11 protein-coding genes are annotated in these 19,404 nt (G+C 42.4%); 8 read left to right on the forward strand and 3 right to left on the reverse strand.

The window, feature by feature from the left end:
- Positions 1-6: 6 nt before the first annotated feature.
- From BY457_RS16075 to BY457_RS16090, 4 genes are all read left to right on the forward strand, one after another.
- Positions 7-1,635 carry a RagB/SusD family nutrient uptake outer membrane protein gene (locus BY457_RS16075; protein ID WP_106154349.1) on the forward strand — a complete coding sequence of 543 codons (1,629 nt, stop codon included), beginning with the start codon at positions 7-9 and terminating at the stop codon, positions 1,633-1,635.
- 98 nt (positions 1,636-1,733) lie between these two features.
- Positions 1,734-2,789: a SusF/SusE family outer membrane protein gene (locus BY457_RS16080; RefSeq protein WP_106154350.1), complete on the forward strand. Its 1,056-nt coding sequence runs from the start codon at positions 1,734-1,736 to the stop codon at positions 2,787-2,789.
- A 275-nt stretch (positions 2,790-3,064) separates the two neighbouring features.
- Positions 3,065-4,753, forward strand: a complete 1,689-nt coding sequence (locus tag BY457_RS16085; RefSeq protein ID WP_106154351.1) for a hypothetical protein — start codon at positions 3,065-3,067, stop codon at positions 4,751-4,753.
- 45 nt (positions 4,754-4,798) lie between these two features.
- A complete protein-coding gene (locus BY457_RS16090) occupies positions 4,799-7,585 on the forward strand; it encodes an alpha-amylase family glycosyl hydrolase (RefSeq protein ID WP_106154352.1) in 2,787 nt (928 codons plus the stop codon).
- A gap of 150 nt (positions 7,586-7,735) precedes the next feature.
- On the opposite strand, the gene BY457_RS16095 is transcribed toward BY457_RS16090, so the two are convergent.
- Positions 7,736-8,836, reverse strand: coding sequence for a sugar transferase (locus tag BY457_RS16095; RefSeq protein WP_106154353.1), 1,101 nt, complete (start codon positions 8,834-8,836; stop codon positions 7,736-7,738).
- A 279-nt stretch (positions 8,837-9,115) separates the two neighbouring features.
- On the opposite strand from BY457_RS16095, the gene BY457_RS16100 reads away from it, so the two are divergent.
- Positions 9,116-9,769 carry a protein-L-isoaspartate(D-aspartate) O-methyltransferase gene (locus tag BY457_RS16100; protein WP_106154354.1) on the forward strand — a complete coding sequence of 218 codons (654 nt, stop codon included), beginning with the start codon at positions 9,116-9,118 and terminating at the stop codon, positions 9,767-9,769.
- Positions 9,770-9,804: 35 nt separating this feature from the next.
- On the forward strand, positions 9,805-10,446 hold the full coding sequence (locus BY457_RS16105; RefSeq protein WP_106154355.1) for an MBL fold metallo-hydrolase: 642 nt from the start codon (positions 9,805-9,807) through the stop codon (positions 10,444-10,446).
- 307 nt (positions 10,447-10,753) lie between these two features.
- Here BY457_RS16105 and BY457_RS16110 read toward each other — a convergent pair whose 3' ends face one another.
- Together BY457_RS16110 and BY457_RS16115 are read right to left on the reverse strand one after the other, a co-directional pair.
- Complete coding sequence (locus BY457_RS16110; protein WP_106154356.1) at positions 10,754-13,087, reverse strand: T9SS type A sorting domain-containing protein; 2,334 nt, start codon at positions 13,085-13,087, stop codon at positions 10,754-10,756.
- Positions 13,088-13,284: 197 nt separating this feature from the next.
- Entirely contained in the window at positions 13,285-14,820 is a 1,536-nt protein-coding gene (locus tag BY457_RS16115) for a helix-turn-helix domain-containing protein (protein ID WP_106154357.1), read from the reverse strand.
- Positions 14,821-15,007: 187 nt separating this feature from the next.
- Here BY457_RS16115 and gcvP point away from each other — a divergent pair, with 187 nt between their 5' ends.
- Both gcvP and BY457_RS16125 read left to right on the forward strand, forming a co-directional pair.
- A complete protein-coding gene (gene gcvP, locus BY457_RS16120) occupies positions 15,008-17,893 on the forward strand; it encodes an aminomethyl-transferring glycine dehydrogenase (protein ID WP_106154358.1) in 2,886 nt (961 codons plus the stop codon).
- A 247-nt stretch (positions 17,894-18,140) separates the two neighbouring features.
- Entirely contained in the window at positions 18,141-19,337 is a 1,197-nt protein-coding gene (locus BY457_RS16125) for an anaerobic sulfatase maturase (RefSeq protein WP_106154359.1), read from the forward strand.
- Positions 19,338-19,404 lie beyond the last annotated feature (67 nt).

Here is a 19,404-nt window from a genome sequence, read left to right on the forward strand (position 1 = left end):
GATAGTATGAAAGAATTTAGATATAAATACATTGTTGGCATTTTAGCTTTAATGCTGATGATAGGGTTTGGGGCTTGTTCAGATGATCTTGATACAATCCCCTTAGATGAAGAGGAACTTGTTTCTGAAGTTGTTTTTGGGAGCGAACTCGATGCATATCAGGAAAGTTTAGCTAAAATATATGCCGGCCTTGCTATTAGTGGAAATAGTGGTGGTGATGGTGATCCTGATGTTGCTGGTGTTGACGGAGGTAGTCAGGCTTCTTTTTTAAGAGGTTTGTGGAATCTGCAGCAACTGCCAACAGACGAAACTCATTGTGCCTGGGGAGACGCTGGTATTCCTGAGTTGAACAACATTACCTGGGGAGCAGGAAACGTTTTTATTAAAGGGTTTTATTACAGACTGTATTATCAAATAAACCTTGCTAATGCATTTCTTCGTGAGACCACAGATGGAAAACTTTCTTCCCGAGGTGTAGATGAGAGTACAAAAGCAACAATCGTTGAGTATCGTGCTGAAGCAAGATTTCACCGGGCGTTGGCATATTATTATCTTCTTGATATGTTCAGGAATGTTCCTTTTGTAACTGAAGAAAGTGCAATGGGTAAGGATGCTCCTCCACAGAGGCAGGCAAAAGAAATTTTTGAATATATTGAGAGCGAGTTGATTGCATGTGAGTCTGATATGCTGGATCCTATTGTTGGATATGACAGTAATAATTATGGCCGGGCACATAAAGCTGCTAACTGGGCGCTGTTGTCCCGCCTATATCTTAATGCAGAGGCCTATATAGGAGAATCTAAATATACTGAATCTGTTACTTATAGTAAAAAGGTGTTGCAGGCTCAATATGAATTAGATAATGTGTATGGGAATGTGTTTAAAGCAGATAATCATAAATCGCCTGAAATGATTTTTCCTATTCGCTATGAAGGAGATGATACTCAGACTTGGGGTGGTATGACTTTTCTTTTGAGTAGTACCATTCCTTCCGATATGCAGACTGAAGTAAATGCAGTGGGTGCATGGCAGGGAAACCGGGCGAGATCTTCATTGCTGGCGACCTTTGAGGCAGAGTCTGATACTGAGTTTGATAATCGTTTTGCCATGTTGGAGTTGGACTATACAGAAAATGTTGATATTGAATCTCCTTCATTGTTTAAAGACAATGGAATTCCGGTCGTGAAATTTTACAATGCTAATAGTGATGGTTCCAATCCACCCAGCAATAATGCCTACACTGACTTTCCTTTGTTTAGATTGGGTGAAGTTTACCTGAATTATGCTGAAGCTGTTCTTCGTGGAGGTGCTGGCGGCGATGAAGCAACTGCTCTACAATATGTTAATGAGCTTAGAGAACGTGCTTATGGAGAGGAGAGTGCTTTGGCAACTATTGCAGAAGCAGACCTTACGCTTGATTTTATTTTCGAAGAGAGAGGCAGAGAGTTGTTTTATGAAGCTCTCCGTCGTACTGATATGGTAAGATTCGGGAAGTTTTCCGGTTCATCTTACGTATGGCCATGGAAAGGTGGAATAAAAGAGGGTCGCTCTGTAAATGATTTCAGAAGTGTCTATCCCATTCCTTCTGATGATATTGGGTCGAATTTAAATTTGGTCCAAAACGAAGGGTATTAATAAACTGACGTTAAAGGATATTTTTTTACTTGAAGCCGGGTAATTTAGCCGGTTTCAAGTAAAATTAAAATCTGGAAATCCCATAAAAATAATCTACGATGAAAAATATAAAAATGATATTGCCATTGTTGTTTGTTCCCATCCTTCTTGGATGTGAGGAAGACGATAAGGTAACAATGAAGACTGATGTTTCTGCTCCTGTCCTTGAGGATCTTGAAGGACAGTTTTATGTGGTGGAGGAAGACATGAGTCCAGAAGATTCTGTTAGTACCTGGTATTGGAGTCCTGCAGATTATGGTTATTCTGCTTCAGTGAATTATGCCATCGAAGTAGATACCTCAGAGACGTTTTCAAATGCAGTTGAGATGACCTCTGTAGATGGAGATGATAATGTTAAAATCACAGTAGATCAAATTAATGCGGCAGCAACAGAGTTTATCTCAGAGTCCGCAGAAATAACCTTTTATGTAAGAGTAAAAGCTACTATTAATTCCATTTCTTTTGACAGCACTGTTGATCCAGTTTATTCAAATGTGAAGCCATATACTTTTACAGCTTATTTTAAGCCTCCGGAATTTCCTGAAAATATGTACATGATTGGTCAGGACTTTGGGGCTTGGGACTGGGCTTCAGAAGGTATAGTGGAAATGATACCTGTAAATGGTGTTGATGGAGCTTTTTGGTGTATTAGTTATTTTAATTCAGCAAATGGCTTTAAATGGAGCCCTTCAAAAGCCTGGGGAGAAGACTTCTTTATGCTGGAAGAAGAAGTAGGATATACTTCTGCTGACGGTAATGCTTTTGTTCCTTCAGATGGAATTTATATGGTTTATATGGATATGGCCGCCGGAACAATTACCATTGAGACAGCCCAGGTTTATGGAATGGGAGATTGTTTTGGAGGCTGGGATGCTGGGGAGTATCCTTTTGAAATATCTGGGGATAAAATGAGCATAACCACTACAGGCGACGGTGAACTTCGCATGTATGCCGGTTCTTCTGCGGCAACCAGTGACTGGTGGACTAGAGAATTTATTGTTCTAGATGGTGAAATTGTTTATCGTGGAGAAGGACCCGATCAGGAGCGTGTTCAAGTGAGTGCAGGAAGTGTAGTTACTCTTGATTTTAAAACCGGAACCGGAACAATTGAATAATTGGTTTATTTGAAAGGAGGTTTTTCAGACCATTAATAGGCTGAAAAACCTCCTTTTTCTTTAAAAATTTCTGTTGTTAAAAAGAGGTTTTGATAGTTGTTATTTTGGGATATTGAATTTTTAAGATTTTTAGGAAAGAAATGTCTTTTAAGAATCTCTATGAGAAAGAGAGATGTCTGCGAGGTTTTGGTTGAATTGTAATGTGTGATTTTAGTTGAAGATAATAAAAAAGTTTATTTGAGGAAATATTATTGTTTAGATAAAATATCATTGTTATGAAAAAGTTTATTGTTTTTTTAACATGTTTGGTTTTTGTTTCTTGTTCAGAGGAATTGAATTTTAATGATTCTATTCCAGATCCGTCGGTAAACTCATCCACATTAAAAAGTCAATCCTTGAGTTTTGATTGGGAAAATGAAGAATACGTTTCTGGTGATCCATTATTGCCGAGATTACCATGGAAATCTATGGCTTCTACAGCCGTTCCTCGAGAACTTGCTTTAGATATTAAATCAGAAGATGGTTGGAGGTTGCTTTTTAATAGCTTCACTATGGATGATGGTCATCCTGAGCCTAATAAATTTTTGATGTTCTATAATAAATTTCGAGGAATTCTGAGATTTTGGTATTACCATGAAGGGGTATCTTCCTATTCTGACTTAAGATATGGTCTTCAGCTAACAGGTTCAACAAGTCTTCTTAATTTTGTCGGTGATTTTGCCAAGCCAATGGATAAGCGGCGTTCGAATGATTATACTGAGTCAATAAGTGGAGATTGGGGAAACCTTTCTATAGGTCAAGGTTTGGTAGAGAACCAATGGTATTTATTTGATTTTACATTGGCTTATGATGATAATGTTCCTAACCTTGATGTGGATGAAAATGACTTATTCTTTTACTTGAGGGGTATTAATATTTCTCATATAGATTTGACAGGAGTTCAAGCTGGAGAAATAACGGGGGATGTAATAATCGATTCTAAGGGACAATCTAATCTTTTTAATATTGGTGGTATCAAAATTGATAATAGTTCTGTTAAAAAAGATTTTGGAAATAATAATTTTATTGATACCGGGGCTACAGCCACTGCCAATTCTAAAGAACCTCAATCTTGGTGGAGTCTGGTCGGTCCTCAACTTTCTCAAAAAACAGCAGAAGCCGTTGGAAATGCAGGTGGGGCATTGGTGTCTGATTTCTTAAATTTAACCTTAAATCCTGTTCAAAATTTAGTTAACTCTTTGATTCATCAAGGAAATACGAGTAATAATGGGTATGTAGATTTAAAAATGAGTACCTCTATTGATTTGAGTGGTATCGTTACAGAGCAAGAGCCAGTTCAAGTAACAAATTTATATGTTCCAGGGTCAATTTATCAGTCAGGTGGGAGCAAATATATCGATAATGAGGATGTTCCTTTGGGTGTGTTTAATTTATCTACGACTCCTACAATTAGGTATAAACAAATTTATTCACCAGTTCAAAGTTATAAAGGTAATTTTAAATATTGTCAGTTTTTTTCTTTAGATCGAAATAGCTTTGATATCAAAATTAATCCTGAAATACAAGATGATATAGTTGTTATAAAAAAGAAAGCAGAGCTATATTTTTATGATCTTTATAGTGGCCCAACGAATTTGAACAGATGCTCCCTATTTCCCCCTTATGCTACCGATGTTGCCGGAGATGAACTTGTTAATGACTCTGAAGGGAATCGATGGTTTAAGTTAATTGAAGGGTTTGATTCCCCATACAATAGTTGTGATGAATATGGCATTTCCAATTATACTTATTTTGATGTTAGTAACGGACAATATCCCACTTTAAAGAAGGAGGCCGACGGTCGTATTGTTGTTAAAGTAATGGTTCAATTTATTAATAAGGAATCAGGGAAAGTTGTTACTCATATTCAAACATACTTACCACAGTTTATTGAGAATAATCAGTGGTGGCCGCTTTATTATTAAAGCTTATTGATAAGGAAATGTTCTGTTTATATAAAATTATTGTACATGCTAAGAAGTCTCTCTTTTTTATGGTTTTTGAGTTGCTTTCAAATGGTTTCGGCTCAGGTAATTTCAACTCAACCTGCAATCCCTGTCGAAGGAAGTGAGATTGTAGTAACATTTGATGCTACTCAGGGTACAGGCGGGCTGGAGGATTACACCGGGGATGTTTATGCCCATACCGGTGTTATTACCAGTGAAAGTACGGGTGATTCGGATTGGAAGTATGTGGTGGCCGACTGGGGCGTGAATGTTGAAAAAGCAAAGCTGACCAGGGTTGCCGACAATGCTTATGAGTTGACAATCACCCCTGATATCAGAACTTTTTATGAAGTGCCCGAAGGGGAAGAGATCCTGAAAATGGCTTTTGTATTCAGAAGTGAGGCTGAGGTTGGCGGTAGTTGGAAAGAAGGGAAGGATGAGGGCGGTAAAGATATTTTGGTTGATGTTTATTCCTCCGGATTGACCGCCTTATTGGCCGAACCTGCCGATGGTGCTCTTTTCAGTCCCGGCGCATTGATTAATGTGACCGGACAGGGCCAGGATTCTGAGAATCTGGAACTTTTTTTCGACGATGCATCCGTAGAAAGCTCGACTACTGGTGAGTTGACTTATTCTTTTAATGCTCCGAATGAGGGTAGTCATCAGCTGATACTGGTGGCTTCAGCAGGAACAGAAACCGATGCCGACACTGTGAATTTCTACATTCAGGAACCTGTGGTTGCAGAACCACGGCCGGAAGGATTGAAAAACGGAGTCAATATCATCGACGAGAACACAGTAACCTTGCTTCTTCAGGCACCTGAAAAGGAGTTTGTGTATGTCTTGGGCGATTTCAATAGTTGGGAACCCCGTCCTGATGCACAGATGAAAAAAGATGGCGAATTTTTCTGGTTGACTATTACGGGACTTACAGCCGGAGAAGAATATGCCTATCAGTATTATATTGATGGAGAAGTGAAGATAGCTGATCCTTATACCAATAAGGTGCTGGATCCCTGGAATGACCGATATATTTCTGAGGATATTTATCCCGGACTGAAACCTTATCCCACAGCTAAAGGGGCAGATGGTATTGTTTCTGTTTTTACGACTACTCCGGATGAGTATGTATGGAAAACAGCTGATTTTGTTGCCCCGGCCACTGAAGATTTGGTCATTTATGAGTTGCTGATTCGTGATTTTACTTCAGCACAGGACATTAAAACAGTGACCGACACCCTGGATTATCTGCAACGATTGGGCGTTAATGCAATTGAATTGATGCCATTCAATGAATTTGAAGGAAATGACAGCTGGGGATACAACCCTTCTTTCTATTTCGCCACCGATAAGGCTTACGGCACCGCAAATGATTATAAAGAATTTGTTGATGAATGTCACGCCAGAGGTATTGCAGTTATTATGGATATGGTTCTGAATCATAGTTTTGGCCAGTCTCCTCTTGCTCGAATGTACTGGGATGGAGGAAAGCCTGCAGCGAACAATCCATGGTACAATCGCGATCACAATATGGCTAACCCGGATGCTCAATGGGGGTATGATTTTGATCACGACAGTGAATATACCCGTGAATTGGTTGACAGCATCAACTCATACTGGATGTCTGAATTCAGAATTGACGGTTTTCGATTCGATTTCACCAAAGGATTTACCAACACTCCTTATGGCACCAGTTCATGGGCCAGTGATTATGATGCCAGTCGGATTGCTATTTTAAAAAGGATGACCAATGAAATTTGGGCAAGAAATTCGGATGCCATAGTGATATTTGAACATCTTTCCGATAATTCCGAAGAGACTGAACTGGCCAATCATGGTATTTTGCTGTGGGGAAATATGAATCATTCGTTTAGTGAAGGTGTGATGGGCTACAATGATGGTGGAGCATCAGATTTCTCATGGGCATCTTACCAGCGTCGCGGATGGGATTCTCCCAATGTGGTGGCTTATATGGAGAGTCATGACGAAGAGCGGGTAATGTACAGGGCTTTGAATTTTGGCGATTCATCCAATGGTTATGATGTACGGGAACTGGAGACCGCTATTCTGCGTTCTGCCATGGCTTCTACCTTCCTGATGTCAATTCCGGGTCCTAAAATGATCTGGCAGTTTGGAGAACTGGGGTATGATGTGAGTATTGATGACGGAGGTCGTCTTGGACAAAAACCACCAAAATGGGATTACCAGGAGGATTATGCCCGGGAATCATTGTGGAACTTCTATGCGGAAATGATTCAACTTCGGAAGAACCATGAAGTGTTTGCAACTGCTGATTTTGAGATGGATGTCGCCGGATCTGTGAAACGAATTGCTTTGAACGGCGCAGAGGTTGATGTACGGCTGGTTGGAAATTTCGGGCTGGAAAAAGGAAGTAAAGAGGCCTTTTTCAGTCGCCCGGGATGGTGGTACAACCATTTTCAGGGCGACAGCATCAATGTCACCAATGAAAATATGATGATCTCGCTTCGTCCCGGAGAATTTGTTCTTTACACGTCAGAGAAGTTGCCGGGTTTTAGAAATGTGACATCCACCGGGCCGGACGTTTTTGAGAATGCGAACGGTACAAGCGTTTTCCCAAATCCGGTTGAAAATAAAATCTATATTGAAACTCTGGGGAATCAACAAGTCTCAGGAGTTGTGGTATATGATTTCTCCGGCAGAGTTGTGTTTGAGGAGTCAGCAGAAGGAAAGAACTCTTATGATTTGTCATCGCTTGCCACCGGTTTATATCTTATGGAGATTTCAACCGGCAAGGACAGCTCTTCCTGGCATAAAATAATTAAAGAATAACACGCAGATTCAATTTTTCATAGTCAAACCGGCTAATTCATGGATTTTCTTAATAAAATGTTCAAATAACATTGCAAAAGATTATTTGTGAATTATCCAGGTAAAAAAAGGTCGGAGGTTTCCGGCCTTTTTTGTTTGTATGTGGATGACTTAGCCGTTTATTTTGTTTTTAAACGATACCCATCGTATAATTGGATCATGCGACGAAGTGAGCGTTTGCAGCTCATCCTGTCTTTTCTCCTTTCTCTTTTCTGATGGGCTGAAAAACATCTTAAGTGCCAGATAGCGGATGGTGTTCAGCAGTATTCTGGCATCCATGGCGAGAGATGGATTGTTAAGATAGACAATATCATAGTATAGACGATCTGTCATCTCTTCGGTATCACTTGCATAACCATATTTTATCATTCCCAGGGAGGTAAGTCCCGGTTTTTGCTGATAAATGACTTTGTAGTAAGGGATTTTCTGAGATAAAAAATGTGCGAAAAAAGGACGCTCCGGTCGGGGGCCTACCAATGCCATGTCTCCCTTGAGAATGTTCCAGAATTGAGGCAATTCGTCAATGTGCCAGTATCTGAGAAATTTCCCGGCCCGGGTAATCCTGATGTCGTAGTCTCCTGACAGTTGAGGGCCATTTTTTTCGGCATCGGCTTGCATGGTCCGAAATTTATAAAGGGTAAAAGGTCGGGCATTTTTACCCAGTCTTTTTTGTCTGTAAAGAACAGGTCCCGGGGAGGTCGTTTTGATCAGCAGAGTTATCAAGGGCAACATAAGTCCGGTCAGGATAATTCCCGGAATGGAAATGAAAATGGACAAAAGCTTTTTCAGATATTTTTGAGTTGCACCGATTTTATCCGGAAAAAGTTTTATGTGCGGAATGTCGTGAATGTTGCTTATTTCCAGCAGTCCGGTTAGAAGATCTATTTCTGCAGGGATAAGTTTTATGGTGGCTCCCGACAGTTTTAATGTGAGCAAAATTTCGTGCGAAATAAGCCCCCCGGGAGGTGTTCCCACGACCAATAATTCCCGCGACGGGTTTTGCTGAAATGTCTGCTGAAAAACGGACAGATCTCCTGAGAATTTGAATGTCAGGGGCAGCATGTGTTCGCTGAAATACTGAATTTGCATAAAATGATGCTCTTCAATGTATCCCTGAATTCGCTGCAAAACACTCTCTCCCGGTTCCTGAAAAAACAGGAGCGAAAGGGTTTTGCTTGAGCGCTTTGTAGTTTCTTTATTGGTAAACTTCATTCATCGATAATGTTTGGCCGGATCTTTTTGTTCTGTTTGCTGAGGGATTATTTCTATAAAAACTGAGAGCAAAAATAATTCCGACCTAAATTTCATAAAATTTGAATATGCGGGATCGGTCTAAGGAGTCGGGTTTTCTCTTGAGGGACTAAGATAAATTACGAATTGTTTTTTCTTTTGGTATGTTTTATAACGGAAAATTGTTTTTTCTTTTGACTAACGGCATTAGAATGAAGATGTTTTTTTGTTTTCTTACGGTCATCAGGCTATTTTTGTTCCATGTTAAATGCAAATGATTCATTTCGGCATATCGGGTTGCGAAACAGACTGGTAAAAGAGGTCGAAAAAAAGGGTATAACCAGTAAAAGCGTTCTTGAAGCCATTGGCCGGGTTCCCAGGCATCTTTTCATGGATCCCTCTTTTGTTCATCTTGCCTATCAGGATAAAGCGTTTCCGATAGGTCAGGGGCAAACCATCTCCCAGCCCTATACTGTAGCCTTTCAGAGCAGTTTGCTTGAGGTTTTCCCCGGGTGTAAGGTGCTGGAAATAGGCACCGGGTCAGGCTATCAGGCAGCAGTGCTTGCCGAGATGGGAGTTGAGGTTTATTCGGTGGAGCGACAGAGAAAATTGTATGAGAAGACCCAAACGTTGCTTCGGAAAACAGGTTATAAGGAAATCAGACTTTTTCTGGGTGACGGGAATCTTGGGTTGCCCGATGAAGCACCTTTTGACCGGATTATTGTTACGGCCGGAGCGGAATCAGTCCCGGCCGGGCTGCTGGTTCAACTTGCAGTTGGAGGAATAATGGTGCTGCCTGTGGGGGTAAAGTCGCAAACAATGATAAGAATTAAACGTTTATCAGAAGATGACTTCGAACAGGAGAAGTTTGGTGATTTTGCTTTTGTGCCCCTTCTAAAAGGGATTGTGAAATAATAAGAAGAATCAGGAATCAGAAAGCGTAAAATGTTATGATACATATTGAGAGTTTAGTATTCAATCCATTTCAGGAAAATACTTATTTGGTTTATACCGATAATGGGGAGTGTGCAATTGTGGATCCCGGAATGCTTTTTCCGCATGAAGAAGAGCGTTTGGTAGAGAAAGTGGAGGGTTTAAATCTCCGACCTAAGTTGTTGCTTCAAACACATCTGCATGTTGATCATGTGCTGGGTACCGGATTTGTTTCAAAAAAATGGGGGCTGGAGCCCATTGGCCATGAAGGAGATGCTTTTTTGGTGGAGCGAACAAAAGAAATGGCTGCAGGCTTCGGAATGGATATGAATGAGAACCCTCCTTATCCGGCCAGATATCTGAATCATGGCGACCAAATCGAGCTGGGTGATGTCTCTTTTGACGTCATTCATATTCCCGGACATTCACCCGGTGGCATTGCCTTTTATTGTGCAGAAGAAAAAGTTCTTCTTGCCGGAGATGTTTTGTTTAAGGGAAGCATCGGTCGCTCAGACCTTCCGGGAGGGAACCAGCATGAGTTGATTGATGGTATTCGGGAGAAATTATTGATTTTGCCTGATGATGTTACTGTTTATTCCGGGCATGGGCCTAAAACCACCATTGGAGAGGAGAAAAGAACAAACCCGTTTTTGCAGTAGCGATGGATTATCCGGTTGGTGAGTTTTTTCTTTCCATAATTGAGTAATACAAACTGAACCTCTACCGTGAGCTCAAATTAATATTGGCTTAAATTTATAGTTGTGTATCGGTGTTTAAAGGTTGCTTTGGGCTGAGCCCTCGCAATGACAACGCCACACTGAAGGAGGGAGGAAAAAAGGGTGCGGCGCTGCCGCACCCTTTTTTCCTATCTTTCATCCAGTACACTATCATTGCGAGGGCAATGCCAGAAGCAATCTCTAATTGCAAAAACGTTATTTTAAACCATAGCCTAAATGTTTTTTTGAATTATTGTACAGAAATAAACCGACTTTCCGATTTTTCTGAATCCTTTACGCTGAGGATGTAATCGCCCCGGTTTATTCCGGGGCAGGTAATGCAAAGATCATTTCCGGCAGGCTGAACCTCCTTTTGATTAAAAACCATCCGGCCGTGTTTGTCGAAAAGCTGAATCTGAACTGCCCCCTCAAAGGTACCTGTCACCTGAATCGACTGACCTGCTTTTACAGGGTTTGGGAAAACACTCAGTTCGCTTTTATTGTCAGAATCTGAGGTCTGATTTATAAGACTATTGTCTGATGTTATGGTTTTTAAATCATTGTAATTTTCATAATCCTCCTGAAGCACATAGATCGCGTAACCACGTGCCGGGGCTTCCACCCAAACTCTTCCGTCTCCAAAAACCTCCGTCGTTTGTTCTTCATTAAAAGCGTTAACAAGCGTCTTATTGGTCCATGAACTCCAATCCTGAGGGGTTGCATCCACCCAAAGACCTTTGTCAGAGTGGCTGTTGTTGAGAACGACAATGGCGCCACCTTTGCTGTTGTTCCCCTCTCTTCTGGCAACATATACATCATGGGTGTCGGAAGAAGGATATGGATTTCCTGATTCACTCAGGACAGAGAGGCTGCCATTGAGGTAGGTTTTGCGAATAAAAATAAGTTTTTTAAGATCCTCTTTCAAAGAAGCAGGAACCTCGATCTGTACAGAGGCATCGTGATTGTCCACAAGGGTTACTCCGTAGAGATGGGGGTAAAAGATGCAGGGTTTTCCTTCGTGAGTAAGCATGTAGGCATATCCCAGATGCCAGTCTTTGGTAACCCATTTGTCATGTTCTTTGCCGGTGTCATGATTTTCAAGAAAAGTAACTACCGATGTTCCCGGAAGACTGTTACCATCCCCGTTACGTATCATGCCTGCGTGGTTGAGCCAGTTCATATCGAAACCCGCATCTCCGTTACACATTCCTGTCAATGTTGATTTTAAGGGGAAGTCAAAAGCATCGGCATCTGCGCCGTTGGTCGCCACATTGTTTACCCAGCTTTGAATACTTGAAGCAGAACCCCAGTATTCTCCCACAATAAATCTTTGCTGATTATTGATGGGCGGCAGGTTTGCAATCCAGTTGGCCACATATTCCTCTTGAAATCCGCGGACAAAATCGAGTCGGTAACCGTCAAAATTGATTTCATCACTGAGCCATTCACCCCAATTATTCATGCGTGTCTGGACTCTTGGGTCGAAAGTATTGAGATCATTTCCAAACCCTTTGGTGTTGGTAATGATTTCGTCTCCCGAGCCCCAGTTGCCAAGCCAGTCATTCTCATCAACCGGGTGAAAATAGGAGTAATCCCAGGTAAGGTTGGCTTCCCCGGTTCCGGTATGATTGATGTATGATATTCCCGTGTTGGTGATGGCTTTCAGTTCGTTGACAGCAAGGTTTTGCCCGTTGTGCCATATCTCAGAAGGATAGAATCCGTGAGTCTGATCCGCCCATTGCCATTCATCGCCGGACTGCCTGCGTGCGGTTAACTGAATGATGATATCTTTCCCGCCGGGAGCAGTCACTTTAAATTCATCAATGTCACCTTCCGAATTGATGAATGCTCTGACCGTTTCTCCGGATGCCGGGAAGGTGTTTGTTTCTCCGTTTCCGTTGTTGGGTTCACTTTCCCAGCTGTAGGAACTTCCAAAACCGCTGTTGTTGTAGTCAATCTGGATGTCGTAGGCACGTTCCTGATACGAAACCGAGTAATCGAGATAGAATCCTTTGAATTTGATGTAATAGTCACCAGCGGCAGCATCTTCTATTACCCACTTTATTTCGTTGGTGGGATAGGGAACATATTGCTGACCGTTCCTGAAGGCTTCATCGAAGACGTATTCTTTTACTGCCGGATTTGCCTCTGCATCTTCTTCCGATGAATACATGTGATTCAGGATGATGTCTGCATACACCTCCACTTTTGGTTGTCCGTTGTTGGTGTCATGCATGGCAGCAATCATACTCTCCAGTTCCTGGCGGCTTCCAAACCTTGTCTCGACGGTTCCTTTTTGGTTGTAATTACCAAGATCATAGTGGTCGAAGATGCCGTAGCCCATATCATAGATTCCCCAGTTTCCTTTAGCCGGCGAGGGAATCCAAATGCCTGTGATACCGATTTCCTTGAACTCGGATGCTTTGTTGTACAGATTGTCCCACCAGAAACCGTTGTTGGTTTCCGCATCTACTGGTACATCCCAGTAAAAAGCCTGGAGCATAACATCGTTTTGGGCCTGCATTGTCAGATTTCCTGACAGCATAAGCATGGCCATGCTTAGCATTGTAAAGATTTTTTTCATTTTACCTGGATTTTGTAGTGAATTATGTGGTCTGGTGTGATGTAAAGGGATTTTAATATTGGTAAATCCAGACCTTTTTTTGCATTGGCAAGTTGGTAAAACGGAAAGATAAAATCGACTTATTTTGGGTTTTAGGACTTTGGTTGTGGTACGGTTTTGTAAAATAGGACGTTTAAGTGATTGTCTTATATAGGGTTCTATTTTTCTGTGGAGAAATATTCTCTTGGAGATAATCCTGTAACTTTCTTGAATGCAAGATTGAAAGTTGATTTTGAATTGAACCCTGCTTCGTAAGCAAGATAGAGGAAGGTCATGTTTTTTGCATCTTCGGAATCCATTTTTTTAATGAATTCATTTACTCTGTATTCATTAATGAAGTCGCGGAAGTTTTTATTAAAACAGTCGTTGATGGTTTTTGAAATGGTATGCGGCTTATTGTCTATGGATTCAGCAAAGCCGGCAAGGGTTAAATCAGGATTAAGGAATGGTTTGGATTCCTGCATGATCATTAGAATCCTGTTGGCCAGTATTCGGTTGAGGTCATTGATCTTTTCGGTCTTGGGCGGATAAAAAATGGCTTCATTAAAATAGACGAAGTAGAAGATGACAAATAGTTGGATGGAGGAAAGGGAAAGGGGAATGTCCTGATAATTCCTGAACAGAAGAAGGCCGGATGCAATCAGCCAGAATAGAGATATTCCGGCAATTACGGACATAAGGTTGATGGCACCCGTCAGATATAAAAACATCCATTCGGAAGATGCTGCAGGTGTGGTATCTGAGTTTACTTCATTGGGCGAATTGATTGAGAATGCATATGGGTGAGAGGTATTTTCTCTTTTAGTTGCTTTTTTGTGCCTAAGAAGTGTAAAGATGGAGAGAGAAACGTATGTGAGGAGAGAAATGCTTCCCGTTAAAATAAGGATGGCATCAATGAGAAAAAGGTTGTTTTTTAAAGAGACTTGTAGCCAGGCTGTCTGCCAAAGCCCCGAAAGACGGAACATGTTAAGGATGAAAGTCAATAAGGCAGGAGTATAGTGAACCGGCGAAATTGATTTTATTTTTGTAAGGAAAGAGCGGTAAAAGATGAAAACAAGGGGGCCTGCAAGGAAAAGCATCAACTCGAAACCCTGCATTAATCTGAATTTCCATAGCGGATTGGAAAACTCATAGATAACGGCTCCCAACAGAACCAATATGAGTGTGAGGGTCCAGATGATGGTATGTCTGGTTTTGCGGGTGTCGTATTTTTTCTTTTTACTCCTCAACAGAATAATTAGAAATATCCCGTTTAGAATGGCTGCAGACAAGATGAATACAAATACCGGCATGGAGGTTCTTCCTCCCAAGTCCTGCCAGTTTTGGATGCGTACATCAATATGGTCTTCCGTTTTATCAATCAATGTCCGGTTTGGGAGGTACGAGTTGTCCGATGATGTTTCAATTTTCATCCAGTCACCTCTGGAAAACTTAAACTGAATGGTGTCAGCAACGTCAGGAATATTTACCATTAGCTTTCCATCAGCTCTTTGTTTCAGCTGATAGACAGTGTCTCTGATGTTCCAGTTGTTAAAGTTTCCGCATACAAAAATGGGTTCATCTGCAGGAGTGTTTCCCGGCAGAGACTCAACGATGATGGTGATGCTTTTGTTTTGGGATAGAGAGACAGAATCTGATAAAAGAAAAGAAATCAGCAGGATGAGGATGATTTTATAGTTGATGGTCTTTTGCATTCGTCAGTTTTTATGAAGTCAGGCTAAATTACAATTTTTTATCAATGCCGGGCGGATAAAAACTTACAAAAACAGATGTTCTGTTTTTGATAAAAATCATTGGTGAGAATTGGAAATAATTAGTTCTTTTATAAACTTATAATTTAACCAGTTACTGATACAAAAACAATCATCCAAACAGTTCGATATGAGTCAATTTGCAGAACGGCACATCGGGCCTGATGCCCGGGAAACGGACCTGATGCTCGAAAGAGTCGGGGCATCATCTCTCGATGATCTTATAAACCAGGCGATACCAGATGGTATCAGAATGAAGAGGGAGCTGAACCTTTCACCTGCTCTTACGGAACAGGAGTTTTTACAGCGGGTAAGTGGAATTGCAGCGCGCAATGAAATTTTCAGGACTTATATCGGCATGGGGTATTACAATACATTTACGCCTTCTGTTATAATCCGAAATGTTTTGGAGAATCCTGTCTGGTACACCTCTTATACCCCTTATCAGGCAGAAATATCGCAGGGACGGCTGGAAGCGTTGCTTAATTTTCAAACCATGGTGACGGAATTGACGGCTCTTCCCATGGCCAACGCATCTCTGCTGGATGAAGCTACGGCAGCAGCCGAGGCAATGATTATGATGTTTAATACCAGAAGCCGTGAGCAGGTAAAATCGGGTGTTGATGCTTGTCTGGTGGATGAACATATATGGCCGCAGACCAGAGCTGTTTTGGAAACCAGGGCTGTTCCACTGGGTATCAAACTGGAATTTGTTGAGGTAAGCAACAATCTTTATGATGGAGCGCGCCATTTTGGGGCAATCGTACAATATCCTGATTCCCGCGGAGAAATTCGGGATTTTAGTGGTTTTGCCGAATCCGTTCACAGTCTTGGAGGAAGAGTTGCCGTGGCCGCCGACCTGCTTTCGCTGGCCCTGATTACGCCTCCGGGAGAATGGGGCGCGGACATAGTCTTTGGCTCTTCCCAGCGTTTTGGAGTGCCTCTGTATTATGGTGGTCCACATGCGGCTTTCTTTGCTACAACGGAAGCTTACAAAAGATCATTACCGGGTCGTATCATTGGTGTGTCCAAAGATGTTACCGGTTATCCTGCTTTGCGAATGGCCCTTCAAACCCGCGAACAACACATCAAAAGAGAGAAAGCAACCTCCAATATTTGTACCGCCCAGGCATTGTTAGCTACCATGGCCGGATTTTACGGGGTGTGGCATGGAGCTGAGGGATTGAGGGAAATAGCCACCCGGGTGCATAAACAAACTGTTCAGCTTCAGAGAGCACTTGAAAACAAAGGGTTTAAGGTGTTTAACCGGAATTTCTTTGATACGGTATTGTTTGGATTGCCAAAGCAGTTGACAGTTGATGCTTTAAGAGAAAAGTTGCTCAGGAGAAAGATTAACCTCAGATATTTTGATGACCCGACACTTATCGGAATCAGTATAGATGAAACGACCTCGGAGAGTGATGTTCAGGAATTGGTGGATATCATCACAGGAATGGTGGATGAAACCAGTGTGAACATTGAGGATTTTTCTGAAGACAATGCTTTGGAGAAGCAATTTATAAGGAAAAGTGCTTTTATGGAACAGGAGGTATTTAATAGTTACCGTTCCGAAACCGAGATGATGCGTTACATTAAGCGTTTGGAACGCAAAGATATTTCGCTGGCACATTCCATGATCTCTCTGGGATCCTGTACAATGAAACTTAATGCCGCTTCCGAATTGTTTGGTCTTACCTGGCCCGGTTTTACATCTATTCACCCGTTTGTTCCCATAGAGCAGGCCCGGGGCTATCATGAGTTGATGGACGAACTGAGGGCTGACCTTGCTGAGATTACAGGACTTGCAGATGTGAGTCTTCAGCCCAACTCGGGAGCGGCCGGTGAGTATGCCGGTTTGATGGTGATTCGTACCTATCATGAAAGCCGCAGTCAGGGACACCGCAATGTTGCACTGATTCCTTCCTCTGCCCATGGCACAAACCCTGCCAGTGCTGTGATGGCCGGTATGAAAGTGGTGGTGGTGAAGTGCGATGACAAAGGAAACATCGATGTGGAGGATCTCAGAGCAAAAGCAGAGAAACACAGTGATGAACTGTCGTGCATCATGGTTACTTATCCATCTACCCATGGTGTTTTTGAATCCTCCATTCTGGAAGTGTGCAAAATTATTCATCAGCATGGCGGGCAGGTTTATATGGACGGAGCAAACATGAATGCTCAGGTGGGAATTACGAGTCCGGGAATAATCGGTGCGGATGTGTGTCACCTCAACTTACATAAAACGTTTGCCATTCCGCATGGTGGAGGAGGTCCGGGAGTAGGGCCTATTGCCGTTGCCGAACATCTTAAGGGATTTCTGCCGGGGCATACCGTAATTGACAACCTGCGGGATGGTATTTCGGCTGTTGCTGCTGCTCCCTGGGGAAGTCCGGGTGTGTTGCCCATTACCTATGGCTACATTAAGATGATGGGAGCAGAAGGTCTTACAAAGGCAACAAAGATGGCCATCTTAAATGCAAACTATCTTGCAGTGGAGCTGAAAGATGATTACGGAATCCTCTATTCCGGTGAAAATGGGCGGGTTGGGCATGAAATGATTCTTGAATGCCGGAAGCTGAAAGCTGCTACGGGAATCAGTGAAATTGATATTGCCAAACGTTTGATGGATTACGGGTATCATGCCCCCACTGTCTCGTTTCCTGTTCACGGAACATTAATGATTGAGCCTACGGAAAGCGAGTCCAAGGAGGAACTCGACAGGTTTGTGGATGCTTTGAAAGCCATTTATGCAGAGGTGAAAGAGGTAGAGGCAGGAATAGCTGACCGGGACAATAATGTTTTGAAGAATGCTCCACATCCGGACAGGGTTGTAGTGACAGATGCCTGGGAAAAACCTTATGGGCGCGAGAAAGCAGCTTTCCCCCTGGCGTGGGTTCGTGAAAATAAATTCTGGCCTGCCGTAGCGAGGGTCGATGATGCCTGGGGTGACCGAAACCTTGTTTGCACCTGTGAGCCGATGGAGAGTTATGAGGAGCCAACAGAGACAGAAGACTAAGGAGTGTCCGTCTATGAACTAAGCAAAATTTTGTTTCTGGTTATGTGTTTGTCAAGAAAGTGCCAGTTACAATGCCTGCCCCGATTTTTCTTCGGGGGCTTGCGAAGCCTGAAAATACGCTGTTTACTTGAGTAAATGAGTGATTTTCGGGCAAGCGTAACGCAGTAAATGGTATTTTATGGACCAACACTAAGGAAACAACGGGCCGTTTATCTGTAGTGCGTATTGATTTTATTATTTTTGGAGGATGAGGAATAAGTTTAAACCGCTCAATTCAATATTGGTAAAACCGGCCGGGCCGGATTGTAATCTGGGATGTGGATATTGTTTTTATCTGGAAAAGGCAGCATTGTTTCCTGAGTCGAACAAGCACCGGATGAGTGACGATGTTCTGGAGGTGCTCATTAAGCAGTCCATGGAGCAGTCGGGTGAAAATATTGCCATTACCTGGCAGGGGGGGGAGCCTACATTGATGGGGCTGGATTTTTTCAAAAAGGTAGTTGCACTGGAACAAAAATATGGCCGTGGCAAAGTGGTAGGCAATGGTTTGCAGACAAACGGATTGTTGATTGACGAAGAGTGGGCCGCCTTTTTGGGAGAATACCAGTTTTTGGTTGGACTTTCAATTGACGGCCCCCGGCATATCCATGATAAATACCGGCTGACAAAAAATGAGCAACCTTCGTGGGAACGTGTCATGCAAAGTGGAAAACTGCTGCTGCAGCACAATGTGGCAGTGAATGCCATGTGTTGCATTACCAGTGATTCCGCACCACACGCCAGGGAGTTGTACGAATTCTACAAGGAACAGGGATTTGAGTGGATGCAGTTTATACCCATCGTGGAGCGCGATAAAGTAAATCCCAAAAAAGCAGCTGATTTTTCAGTTACTGCAGAACAATACGGAAATTTCATGATTGAAATCTTCGATTTGTGGCTGCAGGATTTTGACAATGGTCAGCCTACCACCAATGTGAGATTTATAGAGTCGATTTTTCATACGTATGTGGGGCTGGAGGCACCGGAATGTACATTGAGTAAGGAGTGTGGAGTTTATCCTACCGTTGAGCATAACGGAGATGTCTATTCGTGTGATTTCTTTGTAGAGCCAAAATGGAAGTTGGGAAATATCAGGGAACAGAGACTGGTGGACATGTTGAATTCACCGAAACAAACAAAATTTGGGCAGTTAAAGAGTCAGTTGCCCCGAAAATGTCGTACCTGTCCCTGGTTACAACACTGTTATGGCGGGTGTACGAAGGATAGGGTGAAAGACCCGAAAGACAGTGGCTTACCACGTTTTTGTAAATCCACCATGATGTTTATGGAGCATGCAGATCCTGTGTTTAAAGAACTGGCTCGTAGCTGGAAAGATCAACAGGCCGGCAGTACTGGTCAAAAAACTACCGGAACATATAACGCATTTGAGGATTTTCTTGGATAAAATTAAGGCTTCCACGTATCTGTTGCCCCCGCTGGACCTGGAATAGACAGCTTGAGGAGTACCTACA

Origin of the sequence: Marinilabilia salmonicolor, assembly GCF_003003035.1 — a bacterium.
Taxonomy (GTDB): domain Bacteria; phylum Bacteroidota; class Bacteroidia; order Bacteroidales; family Marinilabiliaceae; genus Marinilabilia; species Marinilabilia salmonicolor_A.

Excerpts from the sequence above, each read along its gene's own strand:
- BY457_RS16100 (WP_106154354.1), top strand. The coding sequence starts at position 9,116 with ATGTTAAATGCAAATGATTCATTTCGGCATATCGGGTTGCGAAACAGA.
- BY457_RS16105 (WP_106154355.1), top strand. The coding sequence starts at position 9,805 with ATGATACATATTGAGAGTTTAGTATTCAATCCATTTCAGGAAAATACT.
- gcvP (WP_106154358.1), top strand. The coding sequence starts at position 15,008 with ATGAGTCAATTTGCAGAACGGCACATCGGGCCTGATGCCCGGGAAACG.
- BY457_RS16110 (WP_106154356.1), bottom strand. The coding sequence starts at position 13,087 with ATGAAAAAAATCTTTACAATGCTAAGCATGGCCATGCTTATGCTGTCA.
- BY457_RS16125 (WP_106154359.1), top strand. The coding sequence starts at position 18,141 with ATGAGGAATAAGTTTAAACCGCTCAATTCAATATTGGTAAAACCGGCC.
- BY457_RS16095 (WP_106154353.1), bottom strand. The coding sequence starts at position 8,836 with ATGAAGTTTACCAATAAAGAAACTACAAAGCGCTCAAGCAAAACCCTT.
- BY457_RS16115 (WP_106154357.1), bottom strand. The coding sequence starts at position 14,820 with ATGCAAAAGACCATCAACTATAAAATCATCCTCATCCTGCTGATTTCT.
- BY457_RS16085 (WP_106154351.1), top strand. The coding sequence starts at position 3,065 with ATGAAAAAGTTTATTGTTTTTTTAACATGTTTGGTTTTTGTTTCTTGT.
- BY457_RS16080 (WP_106154350.1), top strand. The coding sequence starts at position 1,734 with ATGAAAAATATAAAAATGATATTGCCATTGTTGTTTGTTCCCATCCTT.
- BY457_RS16075 (WP_106154349.1), top strand. The coding sequence starts at position 7 with ATGAAAGAATTTAGATATAAATACATTGTTGGCATTTTAGCTTTAATG.
- BY457_RS16090 (WP_106154352.1), top strand. The coding sequence starts at position 4,799 with ATGCTAAGAAGTCTCTCTTTTTTATGGTTTTTGAGTTGCTTTCAAATG.